General features: G+C 60.7%; 16 protein-coding genes. 15 read left to right on the forward strand and 1 reads right to left on the reverse strand.

Annotation, left to right across the window (positions count from 1 at the left end; translation table 11 throughout):
- Positions 1-451 precede the first annotated feature (451 nt).
- The 3 genes from ACIQYU_RS03100 to ACIQYU_RS03110 are packed head-to-tail and all read left to right on the forward strand — an operon-like array spanning position 452 to position 4318.
- Positions 452-3325 carry a hypothetical protein gene (locus tag ACIQYU_RS03100; RefSeq protein WP_402798231.1) on the forward strand — a complete coding sequence of 958 codons (2874 nt, stop codon included), beginning with the start codon at positions 452-454 and terminating at the stop codon, positions 3323-3325.
- A gap of 52 nt (positions 3326-3377) precedes the next feature.
- Positions 3378-3824: a structural protein P5 gene (locus tag ACIQYU_RS03105; RefSeq protein ID WP_402798233.1), complete on the forward strand. Its 447-nt coding sequence runs from the start codon at positions 3378-3380 to the stop codon at positions 3822-3824.
- Positions 3821-4318, forward strand: a complete 498-nt coding sequence (locus ACIQYU_RS03110) for a DUF2514 domain-containing protein (protein ID WP_402798234.1) — start codon at positions 3821-3823, stop codon at positions 4316-4318. The genes ACIQYU_RS03105 and ACIQYU_RS03110 overlap by 4 nt, the downstream gene beginning before the upstream one ends.
- Before the next feature lie 19 nt (positions 4319-4337).
- On the opposite strand, the gene ACIQYU_RS03115 is transcribed toward ACIQYU_RS03110, so the two are convergent.
- Positions 4338-4907 (reverse strand): hypothetical protein, encoded by a 570-nt coding sequence (locus tag ACIQYU_RS03115; RefSeq protein ID WP_402798236.1) that lies wholly within the window; start codon positions 4905-4907, stop codon positions 4338-4340.
- Positions 4908-5038: 131 nt separating this feature from the next.
- Here ACIQYU_RS03115 and ACIQYU_RS03120 point away from each other — a divergent pair, with 131 nt between their 5' ends.
- The 12 genes from ACIQYU_RS03120 (at position 5039) to ACIQYU_RS03175 (ending at position 14287) form a co-directional block, all read left to right on the forward strand.
- Positions 5039-5332 (forward strand): hypothetical protein, encoded by a 294-nt coding sequence (locus tag ACIQYU_RS03120; protein WP_402798238.1) that lies wholly within the window; start codon positions 5039-5041, stop codon positions 5330-5332.
- Entirely contained in the window at positions 5329-5634 is a 306-nt protein-coding gene (locus ACIQYU_RS03125) for a hypothetical protein (RefSeq protein WP_402798240.1), read from the forward strand. The genes ACIQYU_RS03120 and ACIQYU_RS03125 overlap by 4 nt, the downstream gene beginning before the upstream one ends.
- Before the next feature lie 308 nt (positions 5635-5942).
- Positions 5943-6680: a S24 family peptidase gene (locus tag ACIQYU_RS03130; RefSeq protein ID WP_207829422.1), complete on the forward strand. Its 738-nt coding sequence runs from the start codon at positions 5943-5945 to the stop codon at positions 6678-6680.
- A gap of 475 nt (positions 6681-7155) precedes the next feature.
- A complete protein-coding gene (locus ACIQYU_RS03135) occupies positions 7156-7494 on the forward strand; it encodes a phage holin family protein (protein WP_207829419.1) in 339 nt (112 codons plus the stop codon).
- An 11-nt stretch (positions 7495-7505) separates the two neighbouring features.
- Entirely contained in the window at positions 7506-8003 is a 498-nt protein-coding gene (locus ACIQYU_RS03140; protein WP_207829418.1) for a hypothetical protein, read from the forward strand.
- Positions 8000-8560: a phage baseplate assembly protein V gene (locus ACIQYU_RS03145; protein ID WP_233693943.1), complete on the forward strand. Its 561-nt coding sequence runs from the start codon at positions 8000-8002 to the stop codon at positions 8558-8560. The genes ACIQYU_RS03140 and ACIQYU_RS03145 overlap by 4 nt, the downstream gene beginning before the upstream one ends.
- 72 nt (positions 8561-8632) lie before the next feature.
- On the forward strand, positions 8633-8959 hold the full coding sequence (locus tag ACIQYU_RS03150) for a GPW/gp25 family protein (RefSeq protein ID WP_207829416.1): 327 nt from the start codon (positions 8633-8635) through the stop codon (positions 8957-8959).
- A complete protein-coding gene (locus ACIQYU_RS03155) occupies positions 8956-9837 on the forward strand; it encodes a baseplate J/gp47 family protein (protein ID WP_207829414.1) in 882 nt (293 codons plus the stop codon). The genes ACIQYU_RS03150 and ACIQYU_RS03155 overlap by 4 nt, the downstream gene beginning before the upstream one ends.
- A 1-nt stretch (position 9838) precedes the next feature.
- Positions 9839-10447: a phage tail protein I gene (locus ACIQYU_RS03160; protein WP_233687938.1), complete on the forward strand. Its 609-nt coding sequence runs from the start codon at positions 9839-9841 to the stop codon at positions 10445-10447.
- Positions 10440-12581 (forward strand): phage tail protein, encoded by a 2142-nt coding sequence (locus ACIQYU_RS03165; RefSeq protein ID WP_233687937.1) that lies wholly within the window; start codon positions 10440-10442, stop codon positions 12579-12581. The genes ACIQYU_RS03160 and ACIQYU_RS03165 overlap by 8 nt, the downstream gene beginning before the upstream one ends.
- 3 nt (positions 12582-12584) lie before the next feature.
- Positions 12585-13025, forward strand: a complete 441-nt coding sequence (locus ACIQYU_RS03170) for a phage tail assembly chaperone (protein WP_233687936.1) — start codon at positions 12585-12587, stop codon at positions 13023-13025.
- 95 nt (positions 13026-13120) lie between these two features.
- Positions 13121-14287 (forward strand): phage tail sheath subtilisin-like domain-containing protein, encoded by a 1167-nt coding sequence (locus tag ACIQYU_RS03175; protein WP_402798245.1) that lies wholly within the window; start codon positions 13121-13123, stop codon positions 14285-14287.
- Positions 14288-14293: the final 6 nt, after the last annotated feature.

A 14293-nucleotide genomic window follows, 5' to 3' on the forward strand; every position in this document is an offset into this window, starting at 1 on the left:
CGAACAACGATGGCGAGTGGCAGGGCAATGCAGCGTCGCCGGTTTGGCAGCGTTCCAACCATCCTCCGAGTAAGTTGGATCTTGTCGACCGAAGAAGCCAAGTTGTTTGAGGGGTGGTGTAAGTGGGGGGTCGGCTGGGCAGACTGGTTTCTTTGCCCCATCAGAACACCCTTAGGACTCAGGCCAACCCGTTCCAGATTCACCGACATTTACGAAGGCCCAGAGTTTGTCAGTGACGATCTGTGGCGATACACGGCCTCCTTGGAGCTGTTTGAGTTGCCCATTGTCGATGAGGCTGCTTTCGCAGAGTTGCTCCTCGGAATGCCGTTGCCGGTCATGAACGCAGCTTTAGCTGCCGAGTTTATGCGTTGGTACACCAAGTCTTGGCCTAGAGCCCAGATTAATTGAATGCTCGCCCGCTCATGCGGGTTTTTTTTCGCCTGGAGTTTCTATGAGCGTAGCTACCGACAATCAGCTGTTCCATGAGCTGGTGACTACTGCCAACGCGCTGTTCCTGTCTGATGCTGACTTCGTCACCATCAACGGCATCACCAAGCCCACCCTAAAAAAGATCTACGCCGAATTTCTCGCGAGCATGGGCACCTTCACCACTGTGGCTGCTGGTCTCGCAGCCACCAGTGGTACCGGTACGAACAACCGATTCTTCTCGGTTCCAGGCACTGGTGACGTGTTCGAGACCCGCTATCGGAACGACGCCGGTGTCGCGGTTGAGATCTCGTCCCTTCTGTCCTGGCTGGCCGATGCCCTGACCATCAACCGGGGCAAGGCGTACCCGCTCCGCCAAATGAACCGGGGCGGCGTCACCTCACCGGCTAACGCGGTGATGAATCGATTCCTGCTGAACTGCGAGATCATTGGCGCCGAGCCTGGGAAGTACTACCTGATCTCGCTGCAAAAGAACGGTGCGCCCGGTCTTGTGGGCACCTACGAGTTTGGCTGGATCCTGCTCGAAGCGGATGCTGCTACCTACGCGACGACCGGGGCATTTACTCAAATTCACTCGTTGGTCGATCCCGCTCCAGACATTAGCAGGACTGGCGGGGTCCAGACGATCACGGTAACGCCCCAGCTTCGTCCGGACATCAGGTTCAAGATCACCCTGGATGCTGCGGGGCTTCCAGCGGCAGGAACCGTTATCGATTCGAGCAGTACCGGCTCTGCCGGTCGAAGCTGGATCGTTGATCCATCGAGGTACACGGCCCTTCCAATTGTTAAAGATGACTCGCTGACGCTAAATATTGGCAAGAGCTTGCCGCTGCGATCGATGAACCGTGGCGGGGTGACATCCATACCCAACACGGTCATGAATCGGCTGTTGCTGAAATGCGAAGTGCTCGGTGCTGTCGCGGGCAAGTACTACCTGATCAGCCTGCAGAAAAACGGCTCGCCAGGTCTTGCCGGAAGCTACGAGTTTGGCTGGATTCTGTACGAAGCGGATGCCTCGACGTATGCGGCGACCGGCACCGTGACGATGATCCATACCTACTCTGATCCGGCTCCCGACATCAACCGAACCGGGGGTATCCAGACCATCACGGTTAGGCCGGCCCTCCGACAGGAGATGCGGTTCCAAATTACGCTCGACGCCTCAGCCTTGCCATCTGCAGGCGTGCCAGTTGACTCCAACAGTTCCGGTACGCCTGGTCGGAGCTGGATTGTCGATCCATCGTGCTACGTGGAAGCCCCGTATCTGAAGGATGATGCGCTGACCATCAACAAGGGGAAAAACTATCCCCTTCGGCCAATGGCGCAAGGCGGCGTGACTTCGCCAGTAAACACGGTGCTTAACAGCTTCCTGTTGAACTGTGAGGTCTCAGGTGCGGATCCGACCAAATATTACAAGGTTGCGTTTCAAAAGAACGGCGCCCCGTTGTTCGGTGATTACACCTACGGCTGGATCTTCCAAGAGTCTGACCGGGATGACTATGGCGCCGTAACTGACAATGTGGTGATCCATAACTACAGCGATCCTGCACCTGATATTGATCGTGACGGTGGTGTCCAGACGCTCATTATCACGCCGAAGAGTCGTCCTGGCATCAAGTTCAAGCTGACCATCGACGCCGCAGCCTTGCCGGCTCTTGGCGTTGCGATCAACGCCAACAGTACGGGTGCGAGCGCAAGAAGCTGGATTGTCGATCCTTCGCGGTACACCTACGCGAACGCATCGGCTACGTCAAAGCAGCTGCAAGCCGGCCGGATGTGGGTAGAGGGCGAGACCACCGGCAATAACTTCGACTTCATTTGGTCGCATGGCGCTAACCACATGTTCATGCAGAAGTTCGGGCCAAACCAGGTGAACCAGTTATTCAACTTTAAGGGTTGGCGCATTGCCCCGCTTGCCACGGTTGAGTCTGCCGCATGGGAGGACTTGGGCGGGTGGAGTACAGACTGGCTGCCCCCGCTCACCCTGCGGGCAGTCAACAACGGTGACGGCGGGAAGGTCCAGTACACGGGCGGCGGCCACTGGGACGAAACTGAACCAACCCAAACGACCCCAACTGCAAGAATGGTCAACCTCAAATGCTCTATTAACGGTCAGGAAATGGCAGAGGGGCAGACTTACTCAGGGGCGGCGGACTACGCAACGTTCTCGTGGCAGGTGGAGATGTTCGCCTACAACACCATGACGCTCGGGCGCTACGTTGGCCGGCAGCACTTCGTGGTGCATGTTCGACCCGGTGCATGGGAGGTGCTTTACGCGTTTGAAGCGCTTGAGGATGTTGTGGTGGAAATCGACAACGGCCCGCAAATGGGTGTCTATTCGGCGTTTCCGGAATGGGTGCACTACATCGGTGACGACCGTGGGCCTCTTCTCGCCACAGACCCAGCAGCGATGCTAGCGCAACCCAGTAACGTCGCCCCTGACGTGTTCGCGGCAGTCTGCTTTCACCCCGCTCGTGGATTCTGCGCCAGCTGGATGGACCGGAGCTATGAAGCGGGAGACGGTCGCTATGTGTCGCCAACTCTGCCCTTTGCCCGGAAAAACTCGGGGAGCTGGAAGTTCTACCAAGCAGCTATCTCGGGTAAACACACAGCGTTTCAGGCTGGCCAGGGCTATAAGTGGCGAGGCGGCTATGCCGTAGCTCCCGTCGATATCGTCCAGGGTGATGTGAACTGCGCATTCCAGTACACCAAAGGTGGAAAACCTTGGTTGGCTTGGGCTCTGAATGCAGCCGGCACCGGCCGTGTTACTCAGGTCCCTTCGGTTGCGGGGCGAACCATCGGTGAAAATGTGGTCGGGTCGAGAGGGCTTGATGTTTCCTCAGCCTCCTACGCTTTTGGTAACGCCGAGATCAAGTAGAAACCTTCCAACGCCCGCCCTGTGCGGGCTTTTTTGTGCCTGGAGAAAACCAATGGCAACATCACGCGGTGTACGCAACAACAACCCCGGCAACATCGATTTCAACCCACGGAACGCCTGGCAGGGCCAGCTGGGCATGGAGGAGGGCGTGGCCAAGCCGCGCTTCGCCAGGTTCGACCAGGCCGAGAACGGCATCCGTGCCCTGGGCAAGCTGCTGCTCAACTACCGGGGCAAAGACGGTATGCCCGGTGTTGGCCGTCCTGGCATCGACACCCCGCTGGAGTTCATCAGCCGCTGGGCGCCATCCAGCGAGAACAACACCCTGGCCTACGCGCAGGCCATTGCCAAGCGCCTTGGCGTTGGCGTCCGCGACTCCATCGACATCTCCAAGCCTCAGGTTCTGCGCGAGGCAGTGGTTGGCATCATCGTCCACGAGAACGGCGGGAACCCTTACAAGCCCGAGGTGATCGACGAGGGTGTCCGGCGGGCACTGGCATGAAGGGCTGGGCCATATTGGCTGTTGCTGTGCTGCTGGCATCCCACTGGGCGGCCTACCAGCACGGCCGCTCAGTGGAGCTAGCGAACGCCGGACAGGCAACAGCTCAACGAGACAGCGGTGACAGGCTGGCGGAAGTGATCGGCGAGCGCGGCGCCCGGCAGGAAGAACAACGACGCGCCACGGCGCAGGAGGAGGCGAGAGCCAATGCCCAGGAAGAACGAACGATTGCTGATGCTGGCGCTGCTGACGCCGATGCTGCTGGTCAGCGGCTGCGCAGTGACGCCACCCAATTCGCTGCCGCCGTCAGTTGCCCCGGCCCGGATACCGCCGCTATCGCCCGAGGCCAGGCAGCCACCCGCGCCGCCATGGTGCTCTCCGACCTGCTCGCACGGGCTGACAAACGAGCGGGAGAGCTGGCGCAGGCTTATGACCGCGCCAGGGTTGCCGGCCAGCAGTGCGAGCGCGAGTATGACGCCCTGAAACCGCCGGAATGAATGGGGGAAGAATCGCTTGCTAGCCCTGGCCGGATAGCCGCGCTTGTTGTAACGCAAGATCGGCTTGTACCGCGGCTTCTTTGGCTTGATACAGGGCTGGCAGCAACGCCTTTGCAGCCTCCATCAGGGGCTGAACGCGCACTCTGCCGCCGATTATCCTCACACCATTCGAATCAATTGCTACAGACGTAGCATCAATTCGAACAGTCAGGTCTTCAACCTCAATGATGACCTTGTTTTTGCTTTTTTCTCGACCATCGAGGTATTCGTTGTAATGCTCTCTCACATTCCTAACGGTCTTGACCTCGGAGGCTTCATTCAAGAAGGCTTCAGTAAGCGTGGGATCGATAAGGTCAAGCTTGTGGATTTCAGCGATCCACTCAACCGATTTGCTTACAGATGTCACAAAATAGTGGTCCTCAATAGGCGACATGTCGGGGTTCTTCTTTAAATGCTCGACCTGCTTAGACAGTTCGTCCAGGTCTCTGGGCATCTTCATGCGCTCCTGAAGATCGAGCACACGCTCTCCTTGATACACAACGGACGCAACCCAGCGCCAAGCAGTCGACGTAACGATCATATCCTTCATGTCTTGAACTCCTAATGTGGAGTAGTAGGCATAGCTTATTGCCATCACCTTGTCGACCCGCTGACCGGCAGTTGCCCATGTGCCGGTTTGATGGCTACGATACTGTATCTATATACAGTATTCGGTGCAGCATGTACTTCCTCCTCGTTCGCCGCCGCGTGAATGGCGTGGCCATCCCTTCCGACCAGTTCAGGAAGGTCCAGCCTCTGCGGGCCGACATCCACATCGGCGACCACCACAGTGAGTCGCTGGGCCGGGTCTCGACCCAGGCCTGGGTGTTCAACCCTGCGCCGGGACCCGACATCATTCCTCGATTGCATGACGCAAAGGTCAATGGCATGGCCCAGCTCGGAATCAACATCAACGGTGTCGAGGAAGTCGAAGGCGTGCTGTATGCGCAGTCGTGGTGGTGCAGAGCAGAATGATGGCCGGGATACCGCAAGCATGGATGGATGAACTGAACGACCGATTCGCCTTGGTTACAGATCCCGATGGGCGCGCTGCCGTGCTCGACGAGATGGCCTATGCCGCCCATCGTCGTCGAGAGGTTGGGGACGAGAACCTGGTCGACATGCTGGAGCTTGTGGAGTCGGCAAGGGCGTGGGCGCTGCTCGAGCACGAGGAGGCTTGGCACCTTGGCCTTTTCGAGAATGAGGGTTGGAGTGAGCACGATCCAGGAAGGATTGCTGTCGGCGGGACGCCGGGAAGGGGGAAGAGAGCTGTCTAAAACTGAGGTTAAGCTTCTCGGTTTTGCTGGGTGAAAGTCGGTGAAACTCGCCGAACCGTATTAGACAATTGCGATTCGCAGGCCGCTAGCGGCGCGGCCTGAGGACCATTTCTCACACTACTGCTGCATCATCGGGGTGTGTGCGGAAAGATCAGACATTCAGGGCCTTACAGCGGGTGATCTGGTTGGCGTTTGTGAAACCGGCAATGGTACAGGCTTTTTCGAGCTGATGCAGGCGCGGCGCTGCATGCATCATCACGGTGCGGTGTGCATTGCATTTCATGCCTTGTGCCTGCATTATGCATGCTATGCAAAAACGCAACGTAGCCACTGTCCTCAGAGCACTGCTCGATCGCCACGGCCTGTCCCCGACGGAGCTGTATCGACGCACGGGTGTTCCTCAATCCACCTTGTCGCGGATTCTCGGCGGCAAGATCGTCGACCCGTCCGACAAGCACGTGTCGAAGATCGCCGAGTACTTCGGCGTGAGCACCGAACAATTGCGTGGCCGCGCCGAGCTTGGCGAGTCTCGCGAAGCCGCGCTGCCGGCCCATGGTCATGCCGACCTCAGCGACATAAGCCTGTGGGACGATGAAACCCCCGTCGAGGATGACGAGGTGTCGGTACCTTTCCTTCGCGAGGTTGAATTGGCAGCGGGATCAGGAAGATTCGTCATCGAAGAGAGCGAGCGTGCGCGCCTGCGCTTCGGCAAGCGCAGCCTGCGCCACAACGGCGTGCAGTTCGACCAGGCCAAGTGCGTGACCGTGCGTGGCAACAGCATGCTGCCGGTGCTGCGGGATGGCGCGACGGTGGGGGTGAACACCGGCAAGTGTGCGATCGGCGACATCATCGATGGCGACCTCTACGCCATCAACCATAATGGTCAGCTGCGCGTGAAGCAGGTCTATCGGCTGCCTACCGGCATTCGCCTGCGCAGCTTCAACCGCGACGAGCATCCCGACGAGGACTACAGTTTCCAGCAGATGCAGGATGAGCAGATCAGCCTGCTCGGGCATGTGTTCTGGTGGGGCATGTACGCGCGCTGATGCCCCCGACCCAAGAAACCCGCTACGGCGGGTTTTTTTTCGCCTGCAGAAAATCCCTACAAGGCAGGCCGTGCATGGCCTACATGCATAACAGCAAAAAATAACGCATGGAAATTTGAAGAAATGCATTGACTGCATATGCACTAATGCATAGCCTGTGTCTCAAGCCGGACGGAAACCGGTTGTTACACAGGCAGCGATGGACAGGCCTCAACTGTCCAGAGGGTTGGCAACTGGCCCGGGTGTGCAGCGTAAAGCACCACGATCAGTTATCCGGCGGGCAGGCAGCCGCGGTCGGAGTCACCAATTTGTAGCGGAACCGCACGGCGTCACCAGGCGTGGCCGGCGGTTCGTCAACGCATTACTAAAGAGCCTGGCGAGCCGGGCTTTTTGGAATGCCGATCTTTTGCAACACAGCATACCCACCACCGATCTGTTGGCGCTTGCCAACAGGCATTACACAGGAGACAGGACAGTGACGAACGAGCAACAGGCGTTACTCGAAATGCCGCTCTGGCTGGTAATCGTCCTGGCATTGCTGGGCGGTTTGAGCGGCGAAATGTGGCGGGCCGACAAGGCCGGTGCCACCGGTTGGTCGCTGCTGCGACGGCTGGCGCTGCGCTCCGGGGCCTGCATGGTCTGCGGGGTATCGACAGTGATGCTGCTGTATGCCGGCGGCCTGTCGATCTGGGCGGCCAGTGCCTTCGGCTGCCTGACGGCGGTCGGCGGCGCCGATGTTGCCATGCGCTTGTATGAACGCTGGGCGATCCGGCGCCTGGGCCTGCGCGACAGCACACAGCCCGACGAGCGATAAGGAGAATATGCATGAGCGAACTGGCCATTTTGCATGGCGCAGTGACGGCAACCATTCGTGAGGCAATGCCGGAGCTGGCATCGGTAGATACCTATACCGCCGTAGGAAATGTTCCAGAGCGGCCCTCGCTGCGCCACGGCATCGTCCGCATGACGGCCGATGCGGCACCGCGGGATGGCCGCTCGGTGTTGATTGCCACCTTCGAGGCGGATATCACCGCCGACAGTGCCAATCCAGAGGCGCGGCTCCAGGGCAGCCTGCTGGCCGCGCAACTGATGGACCTGCTACGCCAGCAGCATTGGGCGCTGGAATTCGTTGAAGCCAGCCGCAACCTGCAGGCGCAGTTCCAGGGTAACGCCTGGACTGTGCGCTGGGACCAGCCGGTGCTGCTTGGCGAGCCGCGCTGGAACTGGCCGGATCAGCCGCCCGGTAGCCTGGTACTGGGTTTTGCACCCGATACCGGGCAGGGTAACGAAGCACACTATGTTGCGCCGGAGGACCTGGCATGAGCTACGTCACAGCAATGCATGACCGCATGCTGGCGTGCATGGTCATCCCCTGCCGGGTGGTTGCGCTGGACCTTGCCGCGGCCAGGGTCCGGGTGTCCGACGGTAGCGGCTGGACCAGCGCCTGGTTGCGCTGGCACGCCCAGGCGGCCGGCCAGGCCAGGCACTGGCGGGCGCCCAGTCTGGGTGAGCAGGGTGTGTTGCTCAGCCCCAGCGGCGAGCCGGCTCAGGGCACCTTCCTGCCTGGCCTGTATGGCAATGCCGGTGGCGCAGCGGACAACCGTGGGCATACCGAGGTGTGGCGCTTCGCCGATGGCGGTTCAATCAGCTACGACTGGCAGGCCAGCCACTATGATATCCAGCTGCCGGCTGGCAGCGCGACCATCAAGGTTGGCGCCGGCACGGTGCAGGTCAGCGACGGTGCGATCAGCCTGCAGGCCGCAACCATCAACCTCTCCGGCAATGTCACGATCGATGGCCCGCTGCAGGTCGGCGGTGATATCAACGGCGGTGGGCGGATCATCGATACCGCCGGCAACACGGCCAACCACAAACACTGAATCGAGCCCGCCCATGCGGGCTTTTTCATATCAGGAGAATGCCATGCATACCCATGAACAGGGAGGCTTACCATGATCGGCATGGACCGCCGCACCGGTCAGCCCTTGGCCGGCATCGATCACCTGCGCCAGTCCATCGAAGACATCCTCACTACACCGCTGGGCAGCCGGCGCATGCGACCGGAGTACGGCAGCCAGCTGCGGCGTTTCGTCGATTTGCCAGTCAACGAGGGCTGGAAAAGCGCCGTGCAGGCCGAGGTGGCCCGCGCACTGGGGCGCTGGGAACCGCGCCTGCAGCTGCAGCGGGTCAAGGTAGTCGCGGTGATCGGTGGCCAGGTCAGCCTGGCGCTCATCGGCCGCTACCTGGGCGACGACGCGCTGGTGGAGGTGAGCGTATGAGCCAGGTCGACCTGTCGAAACTGCCAGCACCACAGCTATTGGAGGACCTTGACTACGAAGCGCTCTACCAGGCCGATCTGGACACTTTCCGCAGCTACCTCGGCGACGGCTGGACCGCCAATCTGGAAAGCGACCCGGTGACCAAGCTGCTCGAGGTCGGCGCCTACCGCAAACTGCTCAACCGGGCACGCATCAACGATGCCGCCAAGGCGCTGCTGCTGGCTTACGCCCAGGGCAATGACCTTGACCAGCTGGCGGCCAATGTCGGCCTGCAGCGCCTGGTGATCGAGGCCGAAGACCTGGCCAGCGTCCCGCCAGTCGAGGCGTTGCTGGAATCTGACGATGCCCTGCGCGAGCGGGTGCAACTGGTTTATGAAGGCCTGACCACGGCCGGCCCGCGCAACAGTTACATCCTGCATGCCCGCAACGCTTCGGGACAGGTGGCTGACGCCACCGCCGAAAGTCCGTCGCCGGCCGTGGTGGATGTCACCGTGCTGAGCCTGCAAGGCAACGGCGAGGCCAGTACCGAACTGCTGGCGCAGGTGGCGACCTACCTGGATGACGATGATATCCGCCCCGTTGCCGACCGGGTCACCGTACGCAGCGCCGAGGTGTTGCCCTACCGCATCGATGCCGTGCTGTATCTGGCCGACAACGGCCCGGAGTACGAAGCGATTCTCGCCGAATGCCAGCGCCGCCTGCAGGCCTGGATCAACCCGCGCAGGCGTTTGGGCGTGGAAGTGGCGCGCTCTGGCATCGATGCGCAACTGCACATCGATGGAGTCAGCCGGGTCGAGTTGAATGGCTGGGCCGACATTCGCCCGAGCAAGGCGCAGGCGGCCTGGTGCAGCGGCTTCACCTTGAAGCGGGGTAGCTGATATGCAGAGCCTGTTGCCGCTCAACCGCACCGCGCTGGAGCGGGCCATTGAAGTGGCTGCGGACGAGGACCTCAAGGTCAGCCTGCGCCAACTCTACAACCCGGATACCTGCCCGGCGCATCTTCTTTATCAGCTGGCCTGGGCCTGGTCGGTGGACCGTTGGGAGGACAGCTGGAGCGATGAGATCAAACGCTCGGTGATCCGCTCGGCGTTCTTCGTCCATGCCCACAAAGGCACCCTGGGTGCGCTCCGGCGGGTGGTGGAGCCCTTCGGCTACCTGATCGAGGTGCAGGAGTGGTGGCAGACCACGCCGCCTGCTCAGGCGGGCACGTTCGCCCTGAAGATCGGCGTTTCCGATACGGGCATCAGTGAAAGCACCTATCAGGAACTGTCTGCCCTGATCGACGACGCCCGGCCGGTCAGCCGCCACCTGACCGGCCTGGTGATCAGCCTCGAAAGCCGTGGCGCCCTTCATTTCGGCTGCGCGATCCAGGACGGCGACGAACTGGACATCTACCCACTGGCGCCCCGTGACATCGAGGTCATCGGCATGGTGGGGCGTGGCGGCCGTGAACACACAATCGATACCTTGGACATTGCACATGGTTGACCAGACTTCTCAGTTCTACGCCATCCTCACCAACGTGGGCGCGGCGAAACAGGCCAATGCCGATGCCTTGGGCATTGCCTGGAAAATCACCCAGATGGGTGTCGGCGATGCCAAAGGCACCGATCCTACCCCCAATGCCACCCAGACCAGCCTGATCAACGAATGGCGCCGGGCGCCGTTGAACCAGCTGAAGGTGGATGACAAGAACAGCGCGATCATCATTGCCGAGCAGGTCATCCCGGCCGACGTTGGCGGCAAGTGGATTCGCGAGATCGCGCTTTACGATGCCGATGGCGACATGGTTGCCGTGGCCAACTGCGCGCCCACCTACAAGCCGCTGTTGAGCCAGGGCTCGGGACGGACCCAGGTGGTGCGGATGAACCTGGTGGTCAGCAGCGCCAGCAATGTGCAACTGAAGATCGACCCGGCGGTGGTGTTGGCGACTCGGGAGTGGGTTACCGAGGAACTGGCCAGGCAGGACTTCAAGCATTCGGTGCTGGCGGCGACTACGGCGAACATTGCCTTGACCGGGTTGCAGACGGTTGATGGCGTGGCGCTGACTGCCGGGGCGCGGGTATTGGTGAAGAACCAGACTGCAGCCAAGGATAATGGCCTGTATCTGGTGGCCGGCGGCGCCTGGACCCGCTGTTCCGATGCGGATAGTAGCGCCAAGGTAACCCCTGGCATGCTGGTGCTGGTCGAGCGCGGCACGGTCAACGCGGAAAGCGCCTGGCAGCTGCTGACCGATGCGCCAATTACCCTGGGGGTGACTGCCCTGGCGTACGAAATGGCGTTCGGGCGCAGCGGCGTGGCCGCTGGCACATACCGCAGCGTCACGGTCGATGCCTATGGCCGGGTGACCGCTGCGACCAACCCGACGACGGTGGCGGGCTATGGCCTGACCGATGTCTACACCAAGACTCAGATCGACACGGCTCTGGCGCTCAAGGCGAACTTGGCCAGCCCAGCATTAACGGGGGTTCCGACGGCGCCGACAGCGGCGATCGGGACCAACACCGCCCAGCTGGCCAATACGGCATTTGTGCAAGCCGCCCTTGCTGCGGCCGGCCCGATGTTCAGCAACACCGATGAAGTTACCGACTGGGACAGCATTCTGGCGGCGGGCTGGTATCCGAAAATTCTGTCACGTGTCGTGCCGAACAGCCCAGGTACGGAAGTTTCTTACTGGTACTGCCTTACCCTGGCCTACGCCGGCGGCAGCATTACTCAGGTGGCCTACCCGTATGCGTCTGGGACATTGGTCAGCGGCACTAAAACCCGTAGCCTTTATCAGAATGTCTGGACGCCCTGGGTTACGACCTACACCAATGCGAACGTATCGGCGTCCATCAAGGGCCTGTTGGAGGCCGCCACGGCACCTGCCGCGTTGCTGGCCATCGGCGCTGCGCCTTTAGCAAGTCCGGTGTTCACTGGCGCTCCGGCGGCACCTACACCGGCTCAGTTCGACGTAACGACGAAGATTGCAACTACTGAGTTTGTCCAACGGGCAATCGGCGGCTTCCAGAATGGCTATGCCTACACCACGGCGGGCCAAACTATTCCCCCTTCGCGGGTCAACTGTCTTATCAACTTGAATACGGCAGCGTCTAACATCACGCTCCCGCTGCTTTCGAGTGTGCCAATTGGCTCATGCGTCTATATTCGAGCGAGTAACCTTGCCACGATCAAGGCTCAAGGGGCCGACGTAATCTATGTAAGTACCGCTAAAACTGCAGAATCTTCTGTAGACGTTGGAGGCAACAGTAACATCACCCTGATTTCTGCAGGCGGCATCTGGTTTATCGCGGGTAACGCTTCGCTAACTCAAGACACCACGCTGTTTGGGTTCCTCAAGGGCAGCAATGGCTACATGAAGCATCCGAGCGGCATCGTTGTCCAGTGGTGCAATGGTCAAATTGCTGCGAACCAAAGTTCGGCCCGAATTACGTTGCCCGAGGCATTCAGCACCAGTCTGGTGGCCTATTCCTTGGGCACTGCCAACGCTGGGCATTGGGTAACCGGGCAGAACGCAAGTCCGAGTGGGATAGACATTATTCCCCGCACAGTCAGCGCGGGGAACATCATCATTCCAACGGGCATCGTTGGATACACCGCTATGTTTATTGGGTACTGAGTTATGGAAATTCAGGTTTTCGCTTGCAAGTCTACGCGGGGCTTTTACAGCAGCGCGGAAAATTCAAATATTCCGAGTGATGCCATCGAGATATCGGCGGAACTCAAAAGTGAACTGCTCAAGGGTGAGCGTTCTGGGCGGGTGATCGCCTGGGGCGATGACGGTGTTCCGTTCCTGATCGACCCGCCGCCGCCGAGCCCTGATGAGCTGGCAACGATTGAGCGCCGCTGGCGTGATGAGCGGTTGCTGGCTACCGATGGTATGGTGACCCGTCACCGTGACGAACACGATATCGGCGCGCTTACTACCCTGGACAGCGAGCAGTTTTCGAAGCTTCTTGAGTATCGGCAAAGCCTGCGCAATTGGCCCCAGGCTGAAGCGTTTCCCACCTTTACGCAGAGCCGCCCGTCGGCACCCGACTGGCTCGTCCAGTTTACCCAATAACGCCCCGCACCGCCGGGGCGTTTTCTTTTCTGGCAGCACCCTTCAGGCCCTGCACCCGCAGGGCCTTTTCATACCTGAACCCGGAGTAAACCTACATGAGTGGATTCTTCCACGGCGTCACCGTAACAAACGTCGACACCGGCGCTCGCAGCATCACGCTGCCTTCCTCTTCGATCATCGGTCTGGTCGACACCTTCACCGAGGGCGCTGGCGCCACCGCCAAGGCCAACGATCTGGTACTGATCACCAGCGAGCGTGAAGCCGTTGCGGCCTTTGGCGAAAACGCCGCCATCACCAAGGCCTGCCGCGCCATCTACACCCGTGCCAAGGCGGTCATCGTCGCCTGCGGCGTGGCCAGACTGGACGATGCAGCGGAGCAGACCGCCGCGATCATCGGCACGGTGCAAGCCGACGGCAAACGCACCGGCCTGCAGGCGCTGCTCGACGGCAAGAGCCGTTTCAACGCCCAGCCACGCCTGCTGGCTGCCCCGCGCCACAGCGCTACCCAGGCGGTGGGCACGGCACTGGTGGCCCTGGCCGACAAGCTGCGCGGCATCGCCATCATCGACGGCCCCAACACCACCGACCAGGCGGCCATCGACTACGCGAAGAACTTCGGCGCCAAACGCGCCTTCCTGGTCGACCCGGGCGTGCAGTACTGGGACAACGGCGAGGAAGCCACCGTCGATGCACCCGGTTCGGCCTGGGTCGCCGGCCTGTTCGCCTGGACCGATCGCGAATACGGTTTCTGGGCCTCGCCCTCGAACAAGGAATTCGTCGGCATCACCGGCACCACTCGCCCGGTGGAGTTTCTCGATGGCGATGACAGCTGCCGCGCCAACCTGCTGAACAACGCCAACATCGCCACCATCATCCGCGATGACGGCTTCCGCCTGTGGGGCAACCGCACCCTGTCGAGCGACCCGAAATGGGCGTTCGTCACCCGAGTACGGACCATGGACATCGTCATGGACGCGATCCTCTACGGCCACAAGTGGGCCGTCGACCGCGCCATCACCGCCACCTACGTCAAGGACGTCACCGAGGGCCTGCAGGCCTTCATGCGTGACCTGAAGAACCAGGGCGCGATCATCAATTTCGAGGTCTTCGCCGACCCGGAGCTGAACACCGCCAGCCAGCTCGAGCAGGGCAAGGTGTACTGGAACATTCGTTTCACCGACGTGCCGCCTGCCGAAAACCCCAATTTCCGTGTCGAAGTCACCAACCAGTGGCTGACCGAAGTCCTCGATTCCGCCGCTTAAGGAGCG

Source organism: Pseudomonas sp. NPDC096925, from assembly GCF_044762545.1.
Taxonomy (GTDB): domain Bacteria; phylum Pseudomonadota; class Gammaproteobacteria; order Pseudomonadales; family Pseudomonadaceae; genus Aquipseudomonas.